The 17,574-nt window shown below is 71.5% G+C and carries 13 protein-coding genes; 4 read left to right on the forward strand and 9 right to left on the reverse strand.

The window, feature by feature from the left end; all coding sequences use genetic code 11:
- The first annotated feature begins 46 nt into the window (after window positions 1-46).
- Entirely contained in the window at window positions 47-4,012 is a 3,966-nt protein-coding gene (gene eccCa / locus ACFWBD_RS04545) for a type VII secretion protein EccCa (RefSeq protein ID WP_385662866.1), read from the forward strand.
- Window positions 4,013-4,091: 79 nt separating this feature from the next.
- Here eccCa and ACFWBD_RS04550 read toward each other — a convergent pair whose 3' ends face one another.
- Complete coding sequence (locus ACFWBD_RS04550; protein WP_385662539.1) at window positions 4,092-5,300, reverse strand: S8 family serine peptidase; 1,209 nt, start codon at window positions 5,298-5,300, stop codon at window positions 4,092-4,094.
- A 271-nt stretch (window positions 5,301-5,571) separates the two neighbouring features.
- Between ACFWBD_RS04550 and ACFWBD_RS04555 the strand changes: the two genes are divergently transcribed.
- Complete coding sequence (locus ACFWBD_RS04555; protein WP_385662542.1) at window positions 5,572-8,874, forward strand: right-handed parallel beta-helix repeat-containing protein; 3,303 nt, start codon at window positions 5,572-5,574, stop codon at window positions 8,872-8,874.
- A 152-nt stretch (window positions 8,875-9,026) separates the two neighbouring features.
- Here the strand turns inward: ACFWBD_RS04555 and ACFWBD_RS04560 are convergent, their stop codons facing one another.
- The 4 genes from ACFWBD_RS04560 to ACFWBD_RS04575 all read right to left on the reverse strand — a co-directional run bounded on the left by ACFWBD_RS04560 (window position 9,027) and on the right by ACFWBD_RS04575 (window position 12,061).
- Window positions 9,027-9,500 (reverse strand): winged helix-turn-helix transcriptional regulator, encoded by a 474-nt coding sequence (locus ACFWBD_RS04560; protein ID WP_385662869.1) that lies wholly within the window; start codon window positions 9,498-9,500, stop codon window positions 9,027-9,029.
- Between the two features lie 726 nt (window positions 9,501-10,226).
- A complete protein-coding gene (locus ACFWBD_RS04565) occupies window positions 10,227-10,496 on the reverse strand; it encodes an alpha/beta fold hydrolase (RefSeq protein ID WP_385662545.1) in 270 nt (89 codons plus the stop codon).
- Between the two features lie 80 nt (window positions 10,497-10,576).
- Window positions 10,577-11,392 carry an oxidoreductase gene (locus ACFWBD_RS04570; RefSeq protein WP_385662546.1) on the reverse strand — a complete coding sequence of 272 codons (816 nt, stop codon included), beginning with the start codon at window positions 11,390-11,392 and terminating at the stop codon, window positions 10,577-10,579.
- Between the two features lie 387 nt (window positions 11,393-11,779).
- A complete protein-coding gene (locus ACFWBD_RS04575; protein ID WP_385662549.1) occupies window positions 11,780-12,061 on the reverse strand; it encodes a hypothetical protein in 282 nt (93 codons plus the stop codon).
- A 23-nt stretch (window positions 12,062-12,084) separates the two neighbouring features.
- On the opposite strand from ACFWBD_RS04575, the gene ACFWBD_RS04580 reads away from it, so the two are divergent.
- Window positions 12,085-12,237 carry a hypothetical protein gene (locus ACFWBD_RS04580; RefSeq protein ID WP_385662551.1) on the forward strand — a complete coding sequence of 51 codons (153 nt, stop codon included), beginning with the start codon at window positions 12,085-12,087 and terminating at the stop codon, window positions 12,235-12,237.
- A gap of 157 nt (window positions 12,238-12,394) precedes the next feature.
- Here ACFWBD_RS04580 and ACFWBD_RS04585 read toward each other — a convergent pair whose 3' ends face one another.
- Both ACFWBD_RS04585 and ACFWBD_RS04590 read right to left on the reverse strand, forming a co-directional pair.
- Entirely contained in the window at window positions 12,395-12,985 is a 591-nt protein-coding gene (locus tag ACFWBD_RS04585) for a TetR family transcriptional regulator (protein ID WP_385662554.1), read from the reverse strand.
- A 445-nt stretch (window positions 12,986-13,430) separates the two neighbouring features.
- Window positions 13,431-13,931: a PaaI family thioesterase gene (locus tag ACFWBD_RS04590; protein ID WP_385662557.1), complete on the reverse strand. Its 501-nt coding sequence runs from the start codon at window positions 13,929-13,931 to the stop codon at window positions 13,431-13,433.
- A 105-nt stretch (window positions 13,932-14,036) separates the two neighbouring features.
- Here ACFWBD_RS04590 and ACFWBD_RS04595 point away from each other — a divergent pair, with 105 nt between their 5' ends.
- Window positions 14,037-14,504 (forward strand): winged helix-turn-helix transcriptional regulator, encoded by a 468-nt coding sequence (locus tag ACFWBD_RS04595; protein ID WP_385662559.1) that lies wholly within the window; start codon window positions 14,037-14,039, stop codon window positions 14,502-14,504.
- Window positions 14,505-15,382: 878 nt separating this feature from the next.
- Here ACFWBD_RS04595 and ACFWBD_RS04600 read toward each other — a convergent pair.
- Both ACFWBD_RS04600 and ACFWBD_RS04605 read right to left on the reverse strand, forming a co-directional pair.
- Window positions 15,383-16,300, reverse strand: a complete 918-nt coding sequence (locus ACFWBD_RS04600) for an alpha/beta hydrolase (RefSeq protein ID WP_385662562.1) — start codon at window positions 16,298-16,300, stop codon at window positions 15,383-15,385.
- A gap of 63 nt (window positions 16,301-16,363) precedes the next feature.
- Window positions 16,364-17,425, reverse strand: coding sequence for an alkene reductase (locus ACFWBD_RS04605; protein WP_385662564.1), 1,062 nt, complete (start codon window positions 17,423-17,425; stop codon window positions 16,364-16,366).
- Window positions 17,426-17,574 lie beyond the last annotated feature (149 nt).

A 17,574-nucleotide genomic window follows, 5' to 3' on the forward strand; every position in this document is an offset into this window, starting at 1 on the left:
CTGCCTCCCTGCCTCCCTGCCTCCCTGAGGAGACTGTCCGTTGAGTGTGGTCCTGTTCCGCAGGCCGGCCCGTCGCCGTGGCCCCGACATGCCCGAGGGCGAGCTGAGCCTCCAGGAACCGCCGACGCTGCCCGAGGTGGTGCCGGACAGTTCGGCGATCTGGACCTATCTGCCGATGGCGCTGATGTCGGTCTCGATGATGCTGATGTTCATGCGGCCGAGCGGAAAGGGCTCCAACAGCAGCTTCCTGTACCTGGCGCTGGGCCTGATGGTGCTGTCGTCGGCGGTGATGATCCTCGGCCAGAGCATGCGGAAGAACAGCGAGCGCAAGCAGCGCCTGAAGGGCGAGCGCCGCGACTACCTGCGCTATCTCACCCAGACCCGGCGCAAGGTGCGGGCCACCGTCGCCGAGCAGCAGCGCGCCCTCGCCTGGCGGCACCCGCCGCCCTCGGCGCTCTGGTCGATGGCGGGCACCACCCGGCTGTGGGAACGGCGGCCCCAGGACGAGGACTTCGGCGAGGTCCGGGTGGCGGTCGGGGACCAGAAGCTGGGCCTGCGGCTGACACCGCTGTCGACCAGCCCGGTGGAGGACATGGAGCCGCTCACCGCGCACGCGCTGCGCAGTTTCATCCGCGCCTACGGAACCGTCCCCGACCAGCCCATCGCGATCTTCCTGCGGGCCTGGGCGCGGGTGCTGTTCCGGGGCGACGAGGAGGCCGTACGGTCCCTGGCCCGCGCCATGCTGGCCCAGTTGGCGGCGTTCCACGCACCCGACGACGTATGGATCGCGCTGTGTGTGTCGGACGAGCGGCGGGCGGACTGGGAGTGGGTGAAGTGGCTGCCGCACAGCCTGCATCCACAGGAGCACGACGGAGCCGGCCCGGCCCGGATGATCGTCTCCTCGTTCAACGAGCTGGAGGACCTGCTGGGCGCGGAGTTCCTGGAACGGCCGTCGTTCGACCCGGACGCGACGTCCGGCAGGGAGGAGCCGTTCACGGTGATCGTGGTGGACGGCGGCGCGGTGCCCACCGGGCACCGGGTGGACGGCGCCGGCTTCCGCAACACGGTGGTGCTCGACCTGGGCGGCGCGCTGACCTGGCGGCCGGGCCGGGTCACGCTGCGCTTCGACGTGACCGAGGAGGCCTTCGACCTGGTCCGCACCGACCGGGAGCGCAAGGAGCAGCTGGCCCGGCTGGGCCGCCCCGACCGGTTCGGGCCGCGCGGCGCCACCACGCTGGCCAAGCTGATCTCCCCGTACCGGCTCGGTCTGGGCGGCGATGTCTCCGAGCCGCTCTCCGGGAGCACCGAACTGACCACCCTCCTGGGCATCCCGGACCTGCACCGCCACGACCCGGCCGGCCTGTGGGCCCGGCACACCGGGCCGATGCGGCTGCGGGTGCCGATCGCGGTCGGCGCCGACGGCACCCCGGTGGAACTGGACATCAAGGAGTCCGCGCAGGGCGGCACGGGCCCGCACGGCATGCTCATCGGGGCCACCGGCTCCGGCAAGAGCGAACTGCTGCGGACGCTGGTGCTGGCGCTGGCGCTGACCAACTCCTCGGAGACGCTGAACTTCGTCCTGGTCGACTTCAAGGGCGGCGCGACCTTCCTCGGCCTGGACGAACTCCCGCACACCTCGGCGGTCATCACCAACCTGGCCGGTGAGGCCGCGCTGGTGGGCCGGATGAAGGACGCGCTGCACGGCGAGTTGATCCGCCGTCAGGAACTGCTGCGGGCCGCCGGGAACCACACCTCCGCGCTGGACTACGAGAAGGCGCGGGCCTCCGGAACACCGCTGGCCCCGCTGCCCAGCCTCTTCGTCGTGGTCGACGAGTTCAGCGAACTCCTCGCCTCGCACCGGGAGTTCATGGAACTCTTCGTGATGATCGGACGGCTCGGCCGGTCCCTGGGCGTCCATCTGCTGCTGGCCTCGCAGCGGCTCGACGAGGGTCGCATGCACCAGTTGGAGAGCCATCTCTCGTACCGCATCGGCCTGCGGACGTTCTCCGCGATGGAGAGCCGGGGCGTGCTCGGGGTGCCGGACGCCTACGAGCTGCCGCCGCAGCCCGGCAGCGGCTTCCTGAAGTCCGGTGTGGAGGCACTGGCCCGGTTCCGCGCCGCGTATGTCTCCGGGCCGTACGAGGAGCGTGGGGGCAGCGCCAACCAGGCCCGGGTGGCGAGCCAGTTGGCGCCCTGGACCGCCGGCTGGGTGGTGCCCCGGCAGGTTGCCGAGCCCGCGCCGGAGCCGGAGCCTCAGCCGGACGAGGGCGGCGAGACCCTGCTGTCGGTGGCCGTGGGCCGGCTGCTCGGCTCCGGCCCGCCCGCCCACCAGGTGTGGCTTCCGCCGCTGGACCTGCCGTCCACCCTCGACCAGGTGCTCCCCCCGCTCACCCCGCACCACGACCTCGGCCTGACCACCGTCGGCTGGCCGCTGCGCGGCAAGCTGACCGTGCCCATCGGCATCATCGACCGGCCCTTCGAGCAACTGCGCGACCTGCTCACCGTGGACCTGTCCGGAGTGGGCGGGAACGTGGCCATCGCGGGCGGCCCGCAGAGCGGCAAGTCGACCCTGGTCCGCACCCTGCTCACCGCGCTCGCCCTCACCCACACCCCGCGCGAAGTGCAGTTCTACTGCCTGGACTTCGGCGGCGGCACCCTGTCCGGACTCGCCGGACTCCCGCACATGGCGGGGGTGGCGAGCCGGCTGGACACCGAGCGGGTGGGCCGTACCATCGCCGAGGTCACCACGCTGCTGGCGGCGCGCGAGCAGTTCTTCCTCGACCACGGCATCGACTCGATGGCGACCTACCGCAGGCGGCGGGCGGCCGGCGAGTTCCCCGACCAGGAGCACGGCGACGTCTTCCTCGTCATCGACGGCTGGTCCACCGTACGGCAGGACTTCGACCGGAACATCCAGACGTTCAGCGCGATCGCGGCGCGCGGGCTCAACTACGGCGTCCACCTGATCGTCACGGTCGCCCGCTGGGTGGAGCTGACGGCGGCGGTACGCGACCAGGCCGGCACCCACCTGGAACTGCGGATGGGTGATGCCATGGACTCCGAGGTGGACGCCCGGCGGGCGGCCACCGTGCCGCGCATCCCCGGGCGCGGCCTGACCCGGGAAGGCAAACTGCACTTCCTCGCGGCCCTGCCCCGCATCGACGGCGTGGAGGACTCGGAGGACCTCACGGACGGCGTCGCGGCGCTGGTCTCGGCGGTCAAGGAGTACTGGCCGGGCGAGGCCGCCCCCCGGGTCCGCATGCTGCCCACCCTGCTGGCCGCCACAGAGCTTCCGTCCCCCGAGGGCGACTTCCGGATGCCGCTCGGCATCGAGGAGAACGAACTCTCCACCGTGTGGCACGACTTCGGCGAGAACCCGCACATGATCGTGGTCGGCGACACCGAGAGCGGCAAGACCAACACGCTGCGACTGGTGGCGCAGGCGATCATGGACCGGTACTCGCCGGCCGAGGCCCGGATCATGCTGGTGGACTACCGGCGCGATCTGGTCGAGGCGATCCCCGACGCGTACCGGCTGGGGCACGCGGTCTCCGTCGACGCGCTGAAGGACCTCGCCGACGGGGCCGCCAGGGCGGTGGGCGCCCGCGTGCCGGGCCCGGACATCGCGCCCGGCCGGATGCGACTGGCCGACTGGTGGAACGGGCCGAGGCTGTTCATCCTCGTCGACGACTACGACATGGTCGGCACCGGCCCGATGAACCAGCCCTTCGACCCGCTCCTCACCCACCTCGCCCTGGGCTGGGAGGTCGGCCTCCACATGGTGGTCGCCCGCTCCGCGGCCGGCGCCGGCCGCGGTCTCGGCGAGAGCCTCCTACGTCGCCTCCAGGAGGTCAACACCCCTGTCCTGCTGCTGTCCTGCCCCCCGTCGGAGGGCTACGTCCTCGGCAACGTCAAGGGCCAGAACCTTCCGCCGGGGCGGGCGACGCGGATTGCCCGGCGCAAGGCGGTGCGGATGCAGACGGGGCTGGTGGACCGGGCACCGGGGTCCTGACCGGGTGGGGGTCGGTACGGGGTGCGCCTGCGACGGCCGTACCCCACACCCCCTCACCCTCCACACACCGGCACCCCACCTATCCGCCCGCCGCCCGCCACCCCCGGGCCCGCCCCCTCGGCAGAACAACGGCCCCGGCCGCCACCAGCACCACCACCCCCACCGCCACCCCCGCGACCAGCAGCGCCCGGCCACGGGGCCCGGCCGGAGCGGAGGCCACCGACTCGGCCGGCCCGGCGACGGGAACCGCGCCCCGGGAACCGGCACCGGCAAGCACGGCCGACAGCGAGGCGTACGCATCCAGCCGGGCCGGGAGGGCCGGATACGCCACCGACGTCAGCCGGTGGGCCGTCTCCGCCGCCGACAGCCCGGGATACCGGGCCCGCACCAGGGCCGCCGCCCCGGCCGCCTGCGCGGCTGCGAAGGACGAGCCCGAGCCGATGAAGTGCCCGGTCCCCGCAGGCCCGACGCCCACCACCGAGTCGCCCGGCGCCGCCAGATCCGCGCCCGCCACCTGCGGCGCGCCCTCGGGGCGGCCCCCGTCCGGGCCGAAGTCCAGCACCGACACGGCCCCCGGGGCGGCGGCCGGCCAGTACACCGGCGCGGCGGACGCCGTACGGCCCGTGCCGGGGTCCACGGGCAGCGTGTCGGGCGCGACCGGCGCGACCACCAGCGCGTCCCGCCGCGCCGCGTAGGCGACGGCGGCCTTCAGTTCGTCCTTGCCGGCCGCCAGGGCCTGGCCGACGTAGATCACCCCGGCGCCCTGGTCGGCGGCCGTACGGATCGCCGTCGCCAGCCGGGCCGGCGTGGTGGCGCCCCGCCCGTCCGTGCCGCGCACCGCGAGGATCCGGGCCTCCGGGGCGAGCCCCGCCACCCCCGTGCCGTCCTGGGGGGCGGCGGCGATCAGCCCCGCCGCGAACGTCCCGTGCCCCACACAGTCCGTACCCGCCTCCCCGACCGCCGTGACCCGGCCGGAGAGCGCGGGGGCGGCCGTGCCGACACCGGTGTCCACGACCGCGACGGTCACCCCGGCACCCCGCGAGAACTGCCACACCCGGGTCAGGCCCAGTGCCTGCCGGGTCCACGGGGCGTCGGTGGCCCGCTCGGTGGACGGCTTCGCGCACGCCCCGTCCGCCGGGAGTGCGGAACCCACCGCGGGCAGCCCCACCTCGCCGGCGGCCTGGGCCGGCCCTCCGGCCACTAGCGGCAGGGCGGCGGTCAGCGCGGTCAGCAGGGCGGTGACCATCAGCCGTGCCACCGGGGGGTGTCGATCACCAGCGCGTCGCATGGCGCGCATGCTACGTGAGGCCCCGCCGCCCGCCGTTCCGGTTGTCCACAGGGGCAGAATCCGCTGCTGAAAGGGGCAGTCCGGGCCAACGGGCAGCCCCTGCGGGGGATCCTGGCAGCCGGTGCCCGGTCTCACGTGACCTGCGCTGCGGGCATCTCCCTGGCCGCCCGCAGCGTGCCCCCGTGCCCGCGCACCCCGGCCGTACCCTTCCTTCCGTGTCCCCGCCCACGGGCGAGCCCGGCGACTGCGCCACCCACCAGGAGGTCCTTGCGTGTCACGGCAGTTGCTCACGGTCTCGGCGGACCGGCCGGACGACTTCCGGACGATCGGCGAGGCCCTGGCCAAGGCACGCTCGGGCGCGGTGATCCGGGTCCGCCCCGGCCGCTACCGCGAGAACCTCACCATCCGCACCCGGGTGACCATCAGCGCCGACGGCGACCCGGGCAGCGTGGAGATCTGCCCCCGCAAGGGCACCGCCGTACTCCTCGTCGCGGACGCGGTGATGCTCACCGACCTGACCCTGCGCGGCGGCAGCGAGGACCTGCCGGTGGTCGACGCGCCCCGGGGCCAGGTCGCCATGGACGGCTGTACGGTCGTCGGCTCCGGCTGGACGGCCGTCATCGCCCGCCAGGAGGGCTCGGTGGCGATGCGCCACTGCCGGGTCTCCAACCCGGAGGGCGCCGGCTTCGTCGACACCGCGCCCACCGGCAGCGTCATCGACGACTGCCGGTTCGAGAACCTGGGCACCAGCGCCGTCGTGCTGGGCGAGGAAGCCCGTACGACGGTCCGCGACTGCACGATCCGCGACGCCCAGGCCAACGGCGTACTCGCCAACGGCGAAGCGCAGGGCCTGGTCGAAGCCTGCGTCATCTCCGGCACCGGGAAGCCCGCCGTCGCCCTCGAAGGCCGCTCCGCCACCCGGGTCGTCCGCACCACCGTCCAGGACACCTCGTCCGGCGTCTACGTCACCAGCGCCAACCGTCCCGCCCTGGAGGACGTCACCGTCACCGACACCACCGGCCCCGGCATCATCCTGGCCGCCGGCGCCGACCCGGAGCTGCTGCGCTGCCGTACCAGCAGGACCAAGGACAGCGGACTCGCCGTCACCGAGCGCTCCCGGGGCACCTTCCAGGACTGCGCGTTCGACTCCGCCGCCGCGTCCGCGATCCGGGTCACCGGGTCGAGCGCGCCCCTGCTCAGGGGCACCGTCGTACGGGACTGCGCCGACAGCGACGGAGCGGTGCTCCTCACCGGCAGCTCCCAGGCGGAGTTCGAGGACCTGACCGTGGCGGACCCTGCCGGCACCGCCGTCGCCGTGCGCTCCGGCGCAGACCCCCTCCTGCTGCGGGTCAGGATCACCGGCGCGGGCGGCCACGGTGTGGAGATCACCGAGGACGGCCGGGGCCGCCTCGAGCAGTGCATGGTCATCGAACCGGGTGCGGCGGGGCTGCGCACCGCCGACGGCGGCCGGCCCGTGGTCCGGGATCTGACCGTACGTGACGCCACCGGGCCCGGTGTCTCCGTCGGCGACGGCGGCCTCGGCACCCTCACCGACTGCGAGGTGTACGGCGGCCACGGGTCCGGCATCGCCGTGGAACGCGGCGGCCGGCTCACCCTGACCCGGGTCCACGCCGACGGCGCCGGAGCGCACGGGCTGCTGGTCGGCGACGGCGGCCGGGCCGAGCTGGACGGCTGCCGGATCAGCCGCAGCACCGGCGACGGCATCCGGGTGGACAGCGCGGAGCCCGTCTCGGTGGTCGGCTGCGTCGTCCAGGACAACCGGGGCGCGGGTCTGCGCCAGACCCGGCCGGGTGAGCGGCTCACCGTGGAACGGCTGAGCAGCAGCGGCAACACCCTCGCCGACGAGTGGGGCGCCGTCACCGGAAGTGGGCCAGGCGCCGTCGGCGACCACAGGCCGGCCGCGCCCGCCGGCCCGCTGGACGAACTGGAGGTCCTGGTCGGGCTGGCCGACGTCAAGCGGCAGGTACGCACCCTGGTCAACCTCAACGAACTCGCCCAGCGTCGTGCCAGACTCGGCATGCCCACCCCGCCGATGAGCCGGCACCTGGTCTTCTCCGGCCCGCCCGGCACCGGCAAGACCACCGTCGCCCGGCTCTACGGCGGCATCCTCGCCGAACTCGGCGTGCTGCGCTCCGGGCACCTGGTCGAGGTGTCCCGGGCCGACCTGGTCGCGCAGATCATCGGCGGCACGGCCATCAAGACCACCGAGGCCTTCGAACGGGCTCTGGGCGGTGTGCTGTTCGTCGACGAGGCGTACACCCTGCTGTCCGACAGCGGCAACTCCGGCGCCGACTTCGGCCGGGAGGCCATCGACACCCTGTTGAAGCTGATGGAGGACCACCGCGACGACGTGGTGGTGATCGCCGCCGGCTACACCGCGGAGATGGGCCGCTTCCTGTCCTCCAACCCCGGCCTCGCCTCCCGCTTCACCCGCACCATCGACTTCGCCAACTACTCGGTGGACGAACTGGTCACCATCACCCGCACCATGTGCGAGACCCACCGCTACGAACTCGACCCGCACACCTCGGACGCGCTCGCCCGGCTCTACGAACGGATGCCGCGCGACGCGACGTTCGGCAACGGCCGCGCCGCCCGCAAGGTGTTCGAGGAGATGGTGGACCGGCAGGCGTTCCGGCTGGGCTCCATGGACTCCCCCGCCGAGAGCGACCTGTCGCTGCTGCTGCCCGAGGACGTGGGAGGGGACAGCGCCGCCGACGCGGACGCGGTCCCCGACTCCGCGCAGCTGCTGGCCGAACTGAGCGCCATGATCGGCCTGTCCGCCGTCAAGCGTGAGGTGACCGCCCTGGTGAACGTGCTCACCGCCGCCAGGCACCGGCGGGCAGTCGGCCTGCCCACCCCCAGCGTCGGCCGGCACCTGGTCTTCTCCGGTCCGCCCGGCACCGGCAAGACCACCGTCGCCCGGATCTACGCCGACCTGCTGCGCTCCCTGGACGTCCTGCCCAAGGGCCAGCTGGTGGAGGTGGCCCGCGCCGACCTGGTCGGCCGGTACGTCGGGCACACCGCGCAGCTCACCAAGGAGGCCTTCGAACGAGCCCTGGGCGGTGTGCTGTTCATCGACGAGGCGTACACCCTGACCCCCGAGTCCGCTGCTTCGGACTTCGGCCGGGAGGCCGTCGACACCCTGTTGAAGCTGATGGAGGACCACCGCGACGAGGTGGTGGTGATCGCCGCCGGCTACACCGAGGAGATGGGCCGCTTCCTGTCCTCCAACCCCGGCCTCGCCTCCCGCTTCAGCCGGATCGTCGAGTTCGAGCACTACACCACGGACGAACTCGTCGCCATCATCGGCAGGATCGCCGCCGGCTCCGGCTACGACGTCGGCTCGGACACCCTGCGCTCCCTGCACGCCTACATCGACGCCATTCCCCGCGACCGCTCCTTCGGCAACGCGCGCACGGCCCGCCAACTGATGGACGCCATGATGACCCGGCAGGCCGGTCGGCTCGGCGCCATGGCCGTCCCAGGCCTGGAGGACCTGCGCACCCTGCTCCCCGAAGACCTGCCCGGCCAGGACCTGGCAACCGCCTGAGGGGCGACGCGGGGGATTTTCGGCCTGGCCGGCGGTGATCCTGAACTCTTGTACTCAGTACTCCATTTGAGCCATCGCCCTGTCCGCCTCCACCAAGCGCGTACACGACAGAGTGGCCGGATCCCGGAAAGCTGACGGAGGAGTCCTCAGCCTCACTCGGGCGACCTCGGACGAAAGGCCGGGCCGGGGACGCTCTCGATGTCCTTCGCCTGCACCGCGTGGCCTCGTTCGCAGCGGATCTGGACATCGACGTGCGCGCCGCACTCGCGGTGTCGCGCCAGTACGGCCGGCCCCTCCGGGTCGGCACGGTAACGGTCACCCCACTGCAGCAGCCCCATCACGGCCGGCACCAGATCCATGCCCTTAGAGGTGATCACATACTTCGGCCGACTCCGCGAGCCGGGCTCCTTGTACGTCTCGGTCGCCAGGATCCCTTCCTCCACCAGCATCCGGAGCCGTGCCGCGAGAAGGTTGCGAGGACAGCCGAGGACGCGTTCGAAGTCGCTGAAGCGGGACGAGCCGTACCAGACCTCGCGCAGGATCAGGATCGTCCACTTCTCGCCCACGACCTCAAGAGTCCGCGCGATCGAGCAGTTGGACGTGTCCCGGTCGAGTCTGTCGTCCATGCCGGTGCCTTGAAGAACTTCGGTCCACGCATCCATGGAAGCGATTCTAACCGAGTTTGAGTTTACTTTTAGATACCCAGCCACTGGTCCGTGATGTCGCCCAGCGCCCGGCGAAGCGCACACCCCTCACCGACGAGGAAGTCACGGCCGACAGGGACTCGAGGACTTCGTTCGCGGCCATCTGGCGCCCGAGCACCGTGCCCGGCCCGGCACCGGATGCCCCTCCGCCGCACTGCTCGACGAGATCGGCCGTTGCGCGGACGTCACCAAGCAGGCGCACACCGAAGGCGCGACGGCCGTCGTGGAAGAGACCGCCGGCCGTCTGGCCCCTGCGGATCCACAGTCCGCTCGCGGCAAGGCCATCGGGCTCTTCACCATGATGGCGGGGGACGCTGCGACCGTCCCGCGCCCTCGCCGACCGTGAGTTCGCCGACGAGGTCCTCGAGCAGGGAAATCGAGAACGCGCGCACGTTCATGAACCGAGAGTGACGACCGAGCCGCGACAGCGGGGTGGGCGACCCCCGCCGGGCGATGCGCGAGGGCATTGAGCCGAGCCCGGATGCGACAACCGTTCCACACGTCCGGGCATCGCCACTCGCGGCCACTCGAGGACTGGTGAAGCGGCCTCTCCCACCTCGGCTCATGACCGATTGACGGGCGTCGACCACCTGGGCCGGAGAGGCCCCCAACGCCCCCGGCGCACGTACCGCCCGCCCCTGACGCCCACTACCGCTCAAGGAAGTCGAGGGCTTCCGCCACGAACTGCTCGTGGAACTGGAAGATGCCTCCGTGGCCGGCGTCGGGGTAGACGACCAGGTCGGCGTTCGGCAGTCGCCGGGCCAGTTCGAACGAGTTCTTCGTCGGCACCATCCTGTCGCTCTCGCCGTTGGCGATGAACACGGGCTGACGGATGACGGAGAGGTCCTGGGACCGTGCGAGTCCCCAGCGGTGGATGGCCTTGAGCTGGGCGAAGCAAATCAACGACTGACTGGTCAACGGACTTCGGAGACATCAGAGATGTCGGGCACCGGGAGACATCCGGGTGGGATCGGCGCCCTTGAGGCCGGACCGGGAGGTCAGGTGGGCAGGCGATTGTTCTTGCGGATCTGCTTGTCGAACACTCCGGCGGGGACGAGGCGGCGCGCCGTGGTGACGCGTGAGGCCAGCGGACCGGCGGTGTATCGCAGCTTCGGCTTCTTGTCGGTGGCCGCGGTGACGATCACCTTGGCGACGACGGCGGGGTCGTCGCCGTCCTTCATCGCGTCCGCGATCACCTCGTCGAAGATGCGCCGTCGCTCCGCGTACAGAGGCAGCGGGGTGTCGGGCTGCGCGGCGTTGGTGTCGAAGCTGGTCCTGGTGAAGGCGGGCTGGACGAGGAGGACCCGGACGCCGTGCTCGCGGACCTCGTGGTCCAGCGACTCGGAGTAGCCCTCGATGGCGTGTTTCGCGGCGACGTAGACGGCCATGAAGGGCTGGGGGGCGACCCCGAGGACGGACGAGATGTTGATGACGCGTCCGCCACCCTGGGCGCGCATGTGCGGCAGGACGGCCTTCGTCATGCGGATGACGCCGAGGACGTTGATGTTCAGGACGTTCTGGGCCTGGGTGACGGAGTTCTCCTCCACGGCGCCCGCCGAGCCGATGCCCGCGTTGTTGACCAGGACGTCGATGCGCCCGAACCGGTCGATCACCGCTGCGACCGCGGCGGTGGCCGAGTCGTCACCGGCCACGTCGAGATCGAGGTACGTCACACCGGCGGGCGGGGTGAGTCCGGAGGTCTTGCGGCCGGTTCCGATCACCTCGAAACCCGCCGCGACGAAGGCGCGGGCCGCCTCCTTGCCGATCCCCGATGAGGCACCTGTCACGAGCACCACTGGCCGAGTTGTCGCCATCACGAACTCCCTGGTTTGAATTACGTCCGTATGTCTTACGTTCGTACGACTATATGGGGATCGTCGGTCGGCGGCAAGGGGTCACGTCCGGCGACCCGAGAAAGCTCCGGGAAACATGGTCTGCGTTACGGGAAGGAGCACGCGCGGACGACGAGCAGCCGACCGTGACGGCCGGCCCTCGCATCACCCGGAACGGCAAGCGAACGGTTCGGGATCACAACGGGTGCCGCAGGGCGCACCACCGGACAGGACTGCGACGACCTGGACGTCGACGGGGTCGTCGGGATCCGACCGGGGAACAGCGCGTCCCAGAACTCCGCACGGGACTCCCCAGTGGCCAGGGCGGCCATGTGGGCCCTGGTTCCGGCCGCCGCACGGGCCACGCCGTCAGGGAACCGTTCGGACAGTCCGGGAGCGCCGAGCCAGTGATCGCCGCGACCGTGGATGAATCTCCGCGACGCCCCGGCCGGCCCCGTCCCACCAGGCGAGCACCTCCTGGAGGATGTCCCAGCGCTCGGCGGTCTTCCCGTCCTGGAAGCGGAAGATGTCGAAGACGGCCATCCCGGGGGCGCCGGGGACCAGGACGCCACTGGAGTGCAGGAGCACCAGGTCGCCCTCGGACAGGGCCCGCCGGACGTCGAACGTGGCGTCCGGGAACCGCTGCCGCATGGCGGCGCCGAAGGCTTCATGACATGAAAACCACCGACCAGCCCGTGGACGAGATCGCCGGCCGAGTCGGCTTCGCCGGTGGCACGTCACTACGAGAACACCTGCGTGCCGCCGTCGGCGTCTCATCCCTCACCTACCGGCGCACCCTCCGCGGCGCCCTGTCCCCCACGCACTGAGCACCACCGCGCCTTGGTCCGGATGCCGTCGAGGGGCGCGGGATACGGATTCGGACGCGAGTGTGCTGCGCGCCTCGGTGGAGGTGCGGGCGGCCGCACCGGCGAGGCAGCCGATCGTGCTCAATGAGGACCAGCCTGGGGCCAGGGATGTGGTGCGTCAGATGCGCTGCCCGGCGTCCAGCAGGGCGAGGGCGTTGCTTATCCCCTGATCGAGGAGTTCATGGGCGAGTTGGCTGTCGGTCAAGGCGCGGGAGAGCTGCAGTGTCCCGGCCATCAGGCCGAGGAGGCTGAGCGCCTTCACACGTGCGGAGGACGGGGCCTCGGGTGCCATGCGGGTGGCAATGCCGTCGATGAGGACCAGCACGCCGTCGGTGTATGCCTGCCTGGTCGTGTCGGTGCAGCGCCCGATCTCGTCGAGCAGGGCGGCGTTGGGGCAGCCGTCGCCCAGGCTGTCGCGGTGCCGGGGCGACAGGTACGCACGCACAATCTGCTCGAGTCCGGTACGGCCAGGCGCAGCCCGCGCGACGACGCTCTCGGCCTGCGCCCTCAACTGGGCGGCGATTGCCGTGGTGACGAGGTCGTCTTTGGATTCGAAATGAGCGTAGAAGGCCCCATTGGTCAGCCCCGCGTCCTTCATGAGCGTCGAGACCCCGGAGCCGTCGATACCGTCTTGCTTGAACCGGCGGCCCGCCGTCTCGATGATCCGCCGCCTCGTCTCCGACTTGTGCTCTTTTCCGTACCGCACCACAGCACACACTCCTTCGCCGGCCGCGAGGACCGGTTGCCCTCCACCGACTTCACCAGTCTATGGTATTGCGAACGTACTCCAAAGAGTCGACAGCGGCGACGCTCGGCCGCCTTTTCGTCGCCAGCGCCCCCTGCGGCAAGGACGACGGGCGAGCGTCGGGCCTTCACCAGTGAGGGCAGGCACGGACCCGGCATCCGAACTCGCCTGTCGGCGAGCTTCATGGCGCCGGCCGTCACCATGAAGCTCGCCCACCGACCCACAGGCGAGCCGGCGCCCGTCGCCCAGGACGCCGTCCACCTGCTCCCGTCCGCCCAGGCATGACCGCGACACGCACCAGCCTCACAACCGACGAGTCACCGAGGGGCAGCGGGCCGCCGCCGAGTGGCATATCGACGCGCCCCTGGTGTCCCGGCCGCCCCACAGCCCGAGGGCCCTGCCCACGGAGTCACACCCGAGGGGCGGGCACCGGGAAGAGCATGCAACTGCTGGTGGCGTGGGCGAGGAGACGGCCCTTCGCGTCGACCAACTGGGCCTGGGCGAGGGCGGTTTGGCGGCCCTTGCTGACGACCGTGCCGATGGCGCGCACCGTGCCCGTGTCCACGGTGACCCGCCGCAGGAACTTCACCGTCAGGTCGAGCGAGGTGTACCCCATGCCCTCGGGGAGGAGGGACTGGACGGCGCAGCCCGCCGCCGAGTCGAGCAGCGTGGCGTAGACACCGCCGTGCACGCTGCCGATCGGGTTGTAGTGCTCCTCGCCCGGCGTCAGCGAGAAGACCGCCCTGCCGGGCTCCACCTCGTCCAGGGCGAAGTCGACGGTATGGCTGATCGGCGCCCTCGGCAGCCGCCCCGCCTGCACCTCGCGCAGGAAGTCGATGCCGGCCATGCGCCCGGCGGCCTCCGCCGAGATCGCGGGATCGTCCCAGTGATACGTACGCGTTCGCCCCACGGTCCAGCGCCCTTCCCTCTGACTGTCAGCTGACTTTCTCAAGTGAAGCTAGGCTTTTGGCCACCTGACTGTCAATGACGAAGGCAGGTCCCTTACGATGGCGGGATGGAGTGGCTTGAGGCGAGCACCGAGAACTGCCCCGTCCAGCGCACGCTCGACGTGATCGGGGAGAAGTGGACGCTGCTGATCCTGCGTGACGCCGTCAACGGAGTGCGCCGCTTCGACGACTTCCACCGCCACATCGGCCTGTCGGAGGCCGTCCTCAGCGACCGCCTCCGCAAGCTGACCTCGGCCGGCATCCTGAAGACCGTCCCCTACCAGGAGCCCGGCACCCGCTCCCGCAACGAATACCGCCTGACCCGCAAGGGCTGGGACCTGTGGCCCGTCCTGATGGCGCTGAGCCAGTGGGGCGAGGCATACACCCTCGGCTCCGAGGGTCCTCTACTGGACGTCCGCCACACCGAGTGCGACGGCCCGGTCCGCGTCGTCGTCGAGTGCTCCACGGAACACTCCACCCTCACTCCCCGTGACGTGACCGCCCGGCTGGGAACAGGCGCCCGCCTCGGGTCGTGAGCCATCGACCTCGCGGGCGGGCCGGACAGCCGTGAGACATCAGCCGGGTGTTGCGCTCCGCCGCCGTTACCCCTCGGCGCACGATCGAGTTCGGTGCCCCGCCGAACCGAACTCGATGGGCGCTCCGGTCGCAGGGTTCAGCGCCAGGCGGTCCTCGCCGCCGCCGTCGCCGGACACCGGCCGCACCGATGAGCGAGTTCTACGGTGAGCGTCAGACCTGTGCGGTAGATCTGCAGGACAGCGAGGCCGAGCCCGCAGCCGGCCCACTCGTTGTCGCCTCAGCCGCGAAGCGGCCGAGAGGTGCAGGGGACCACCGCGGTGTCGTCCTCGTCGCGCTCGACCGTCTGGAACGTCACCCGCTGCTCGGCGACGACCACGGCGTACGACTCCGGCGTCCCGTCCCCGGCCCACGGCTCGCCACCGCCCTCGATCAGGAAGGATTCGCCACAGCCTTCGGCCGCTTGTCACCCGGCTGGATGCCACGCGAGACGAGCAGGTTCGCGACCCGGTCGGCCGCGGCGTCGAGAGCTCGAGGTCGGCGGGGAGGCTCGTCGGCTGGACTGGGGCCCTTGCGCCGGTTGTCCGCAGCACGGTGAGTACGTCGTCGACGGCTGCGGCGACGTCGCTGTCGACGGGACGCGACGGATCCTCGGCCAGGACGGCGACCCGAAAGTCGGCGAGCTTGGTCGCGCACGGCGGTGCGCGCGCGTAGCTGAAGCCGCTGTCGTCGTCAGCCGTCCCGACCGTCGCCTGCCGGACCGGGACGAGGTCCCGGGCGTCCCCGACCTGCGCGCTGCCGCAGGCGGTGTCGGCGTCCGTCCACCGTCCCGGTCCGGCAGGCGCGCGGATCTTGCGACTGCCGCACCCGGACCGCTCGCTCAGATCTTCGTCTTCTCCCGGACCCACGCGCCGATCTGTGCGATGGCGGCGTCGGTCTCCGGAATCCGGCCGGCACCGTAGACGTACGAGTGCTGGCCGCCGGGGACCACCACGGTCGCCGTGTCGATTCCGGCGTCCTTGACGCGGGCGGCGAACTCCTCGTCCTCGCCGGCCAGGACCTCGTACGTTCCCCAGGAGACGAGGGTCGGGGGCAGACCGCTCAGGTCCGCCCGGTTCAGATTGATCCGGGTGTCCGTGAACTCGATGCCCGTGCCGCCGATCCAGGCATCCCGGAAGAACTCCAGCAGCTCCTTGCCGAGGATCTTGTCCGTCCCGGCGTTGGTCGCGATGGTCTCGTTGGCGATCTCGAGGTCGCACCAGGGGGAAATCGACACGATGGCGCCGGGCAGGGGCTGCTTGTCGTCGCGGAGGCGAAGCGCCAGGGCGACGGCGATGAACCCGCCGATCGAGTGGCCGATCGTGATGATGTTTCCGGGCTCATACCCTTCGGAGAGCAACCAGTTGAAGGCCGCCTCCGCGTCGTCCACCTGAGCCGGGTACTTGTGTTCCGGTGCCCGCCGGAAGTCCAGGACCAGTACGGGGGCCCCTGCGGCCTTGGCGATATGGCCTGCGAGCTTTCGGTCGACGTGTGCTGACGCCAGCACGGAGCCCCCGGCGTGGGTGTGCAGGAGGACGTAGTCGGTGTTGGCGTCGACGGGTTCGCACCAGATTCCCGGAACGCCGCCCGCGTCCACCTCCCGATAGGTGACGCCTTCCGGCTCCCGGGCCGCGAGATGGACTTGCTCCGCCTGGATGCGCGCCGCATCCAGTTCGGACGGGGGATTCTGCCCTGCGGCCAGCCACTCCGCGAATTCGATCGCTTCCGGGCTCAGTTCAACAGCAGCGTGCTCGGACACGTGGTACCTCCATGGGGCCATGTGGCGATACCGGCCCGCCAGGACCGGTATCGCCGGGGATTGTCAGGCGGCGTGGGTGGGGTAGTCGGTGTAGCCGGCCTCGCCGCCGCCGTAGAAGGTGGCGGGGTCGGGGGTGTTCAGGGGTGCGCCGGTGCGTACACGCTCGACGAGGTCGGGGTTGGCGAGTGCCATCACGCCGACGGTGACGACGTCGGCCAGGCCGTCTTCGATGTCCTTGGCGCGGGTGGCGATGTCGGTGCCGGCCCGGTTGAGGACGAGGGTGGTCGGCCACAGCTTGCGGAGGGTGTGCAGGAGTTCGTCGTCGCCGCCGTGGCCGATGTGGAGGTAGGCGAGGTCGAGCGGGGCGAGGGCGCGCACGAGTGACGGGTACAGCTCGTGGGTGTCGCTCTCCACGATGTCGTTGAACGGGTTGCCGGGAGAGATCCGGAAGCCGGTGCGGCCGGCGCCGATCTCCTCGGCCACGGCGGTGGCGATCTCGACGGCGAAGCGGATGCGGTTGTCGATGGAGCCGCCGTACTGGTCGGTGCGCTGGTTGGTGTTGTCGGCGAGGAACTGGTGCACGAGGTAGCCGTTGGCGCCGTGGATCTCGACCCCGTCGGCGCCGGCCGCGATGGCGGCCGCGGCGGCGCGCCGGAAGTCGTCGACCGTCGCGGCGACCTCCTCGGTGGACAGCCCGCGCGGTACCGGCAGCTCCTGAGGGCCGGACGGGGTGAACATGATGCCCGACGGCTGGACCGGGGAGGGGGCGACCGGCTGCCGGTGGTGGGGGGTGTTGTCGGGGTGGGACATCCGTCCGGCGTGCATGAGCTGGATGACGATGCGTCCGTCGGCCTTGTGTACGGCGTCGGTGACCTTGCGCCAGCCGGCGATGTGCTCCTCGGAGTAGATGCCGGGGGTGAGCAGGTAGCCCTGCCCATCGGCGTTGGGCTGGGTGCCCTCGGTGATGATCAGGGCGTGCGAGGCACGCTGGGCGTAGTACTCGGCGTTCAGCTCGGTGGGTATGCCTTCCGGGGTGGACCGGTCCCGCGTCATGGGGGCCATCGCCAGACGGTGCGACAGGGAGATCTCCCCGGCGACGATCGGGTTCCACAGGGCGTTCAACATCGGTTTTCCTCAAGATGTAAGGGGAAGAGAGTTGCGGGGCGCCGGGCTGCCGTGAGTAGCGCGTACACGGTGACCGGCCGGGACGGGCCTGGTGACCTTCCACCGTGGAAGGCAGACCGCGCGGCGGGGCAGTCGACGGTGCGGAGGAG

It is taken from the genome of Streptomyces sp. NPDC060002 (genome assembly GCF_042737245.1).
Classification (GTDB): Bacteria; Actinomycetota; Actinomycetes; order Streptomycetales; family Streptomycetaceae; genus Streptomyces.

Bases quoted from the DNA above. Each gene is read 5' to 3' on its own strand.
- ACFWBD_RS04560 (WP_385662869.1), bottom strand. From the start codon at position 9,500: ATGGACGACAGACTCGACCGGGACACGTCCAACTGCTCGATCGCGCGG.
- ACFWBD_RS04605 (WP_385662564.1), bottom strand. From the start codon at position 17,425: ATGTTGAACGCCCTGTGGAACCCGATCGTCGCCGGGGAGATCTCCCTG.
- ACFWBD_RS04570 (WP_385662546.1), bottom strand. From the start codon at position 11,392: ATGGCGACAACTCGGCCAGTGGTGCTCGTGACAGGTGCCTCATCGGGG.
- ACFWBD_RS04580 (WP_385662551.1), top strand. From the start codon at position 12,085: ATGAAAACCACCGACCAGCCCGTGGACGAGATCGCCGGCCGAGTCGGC.
- ACFWBD_RS04595 (WP_385662559.1), top strand. From the start codon at position 14,037: ATGGAGTGGCTTGAGGCGAGCACCGAGAACTGCCCCGTCCAGCGCACG.
- ACFWBD_RS04575 (WP_385662549.1), bottom strand. From the start codon at position 12,061: ATGCGGCAGCGGTTCCCGGACGCCACGTTCGACGTCCGGCGGGCCCTG.
- ACFWBD_RS04550 (WP_385662539.1), bottom strand. From the start codon at position 5,300: ATGCGACGCGCTGGTGATCGACACCCCCCGGTGGCACGGCTGATGGTC.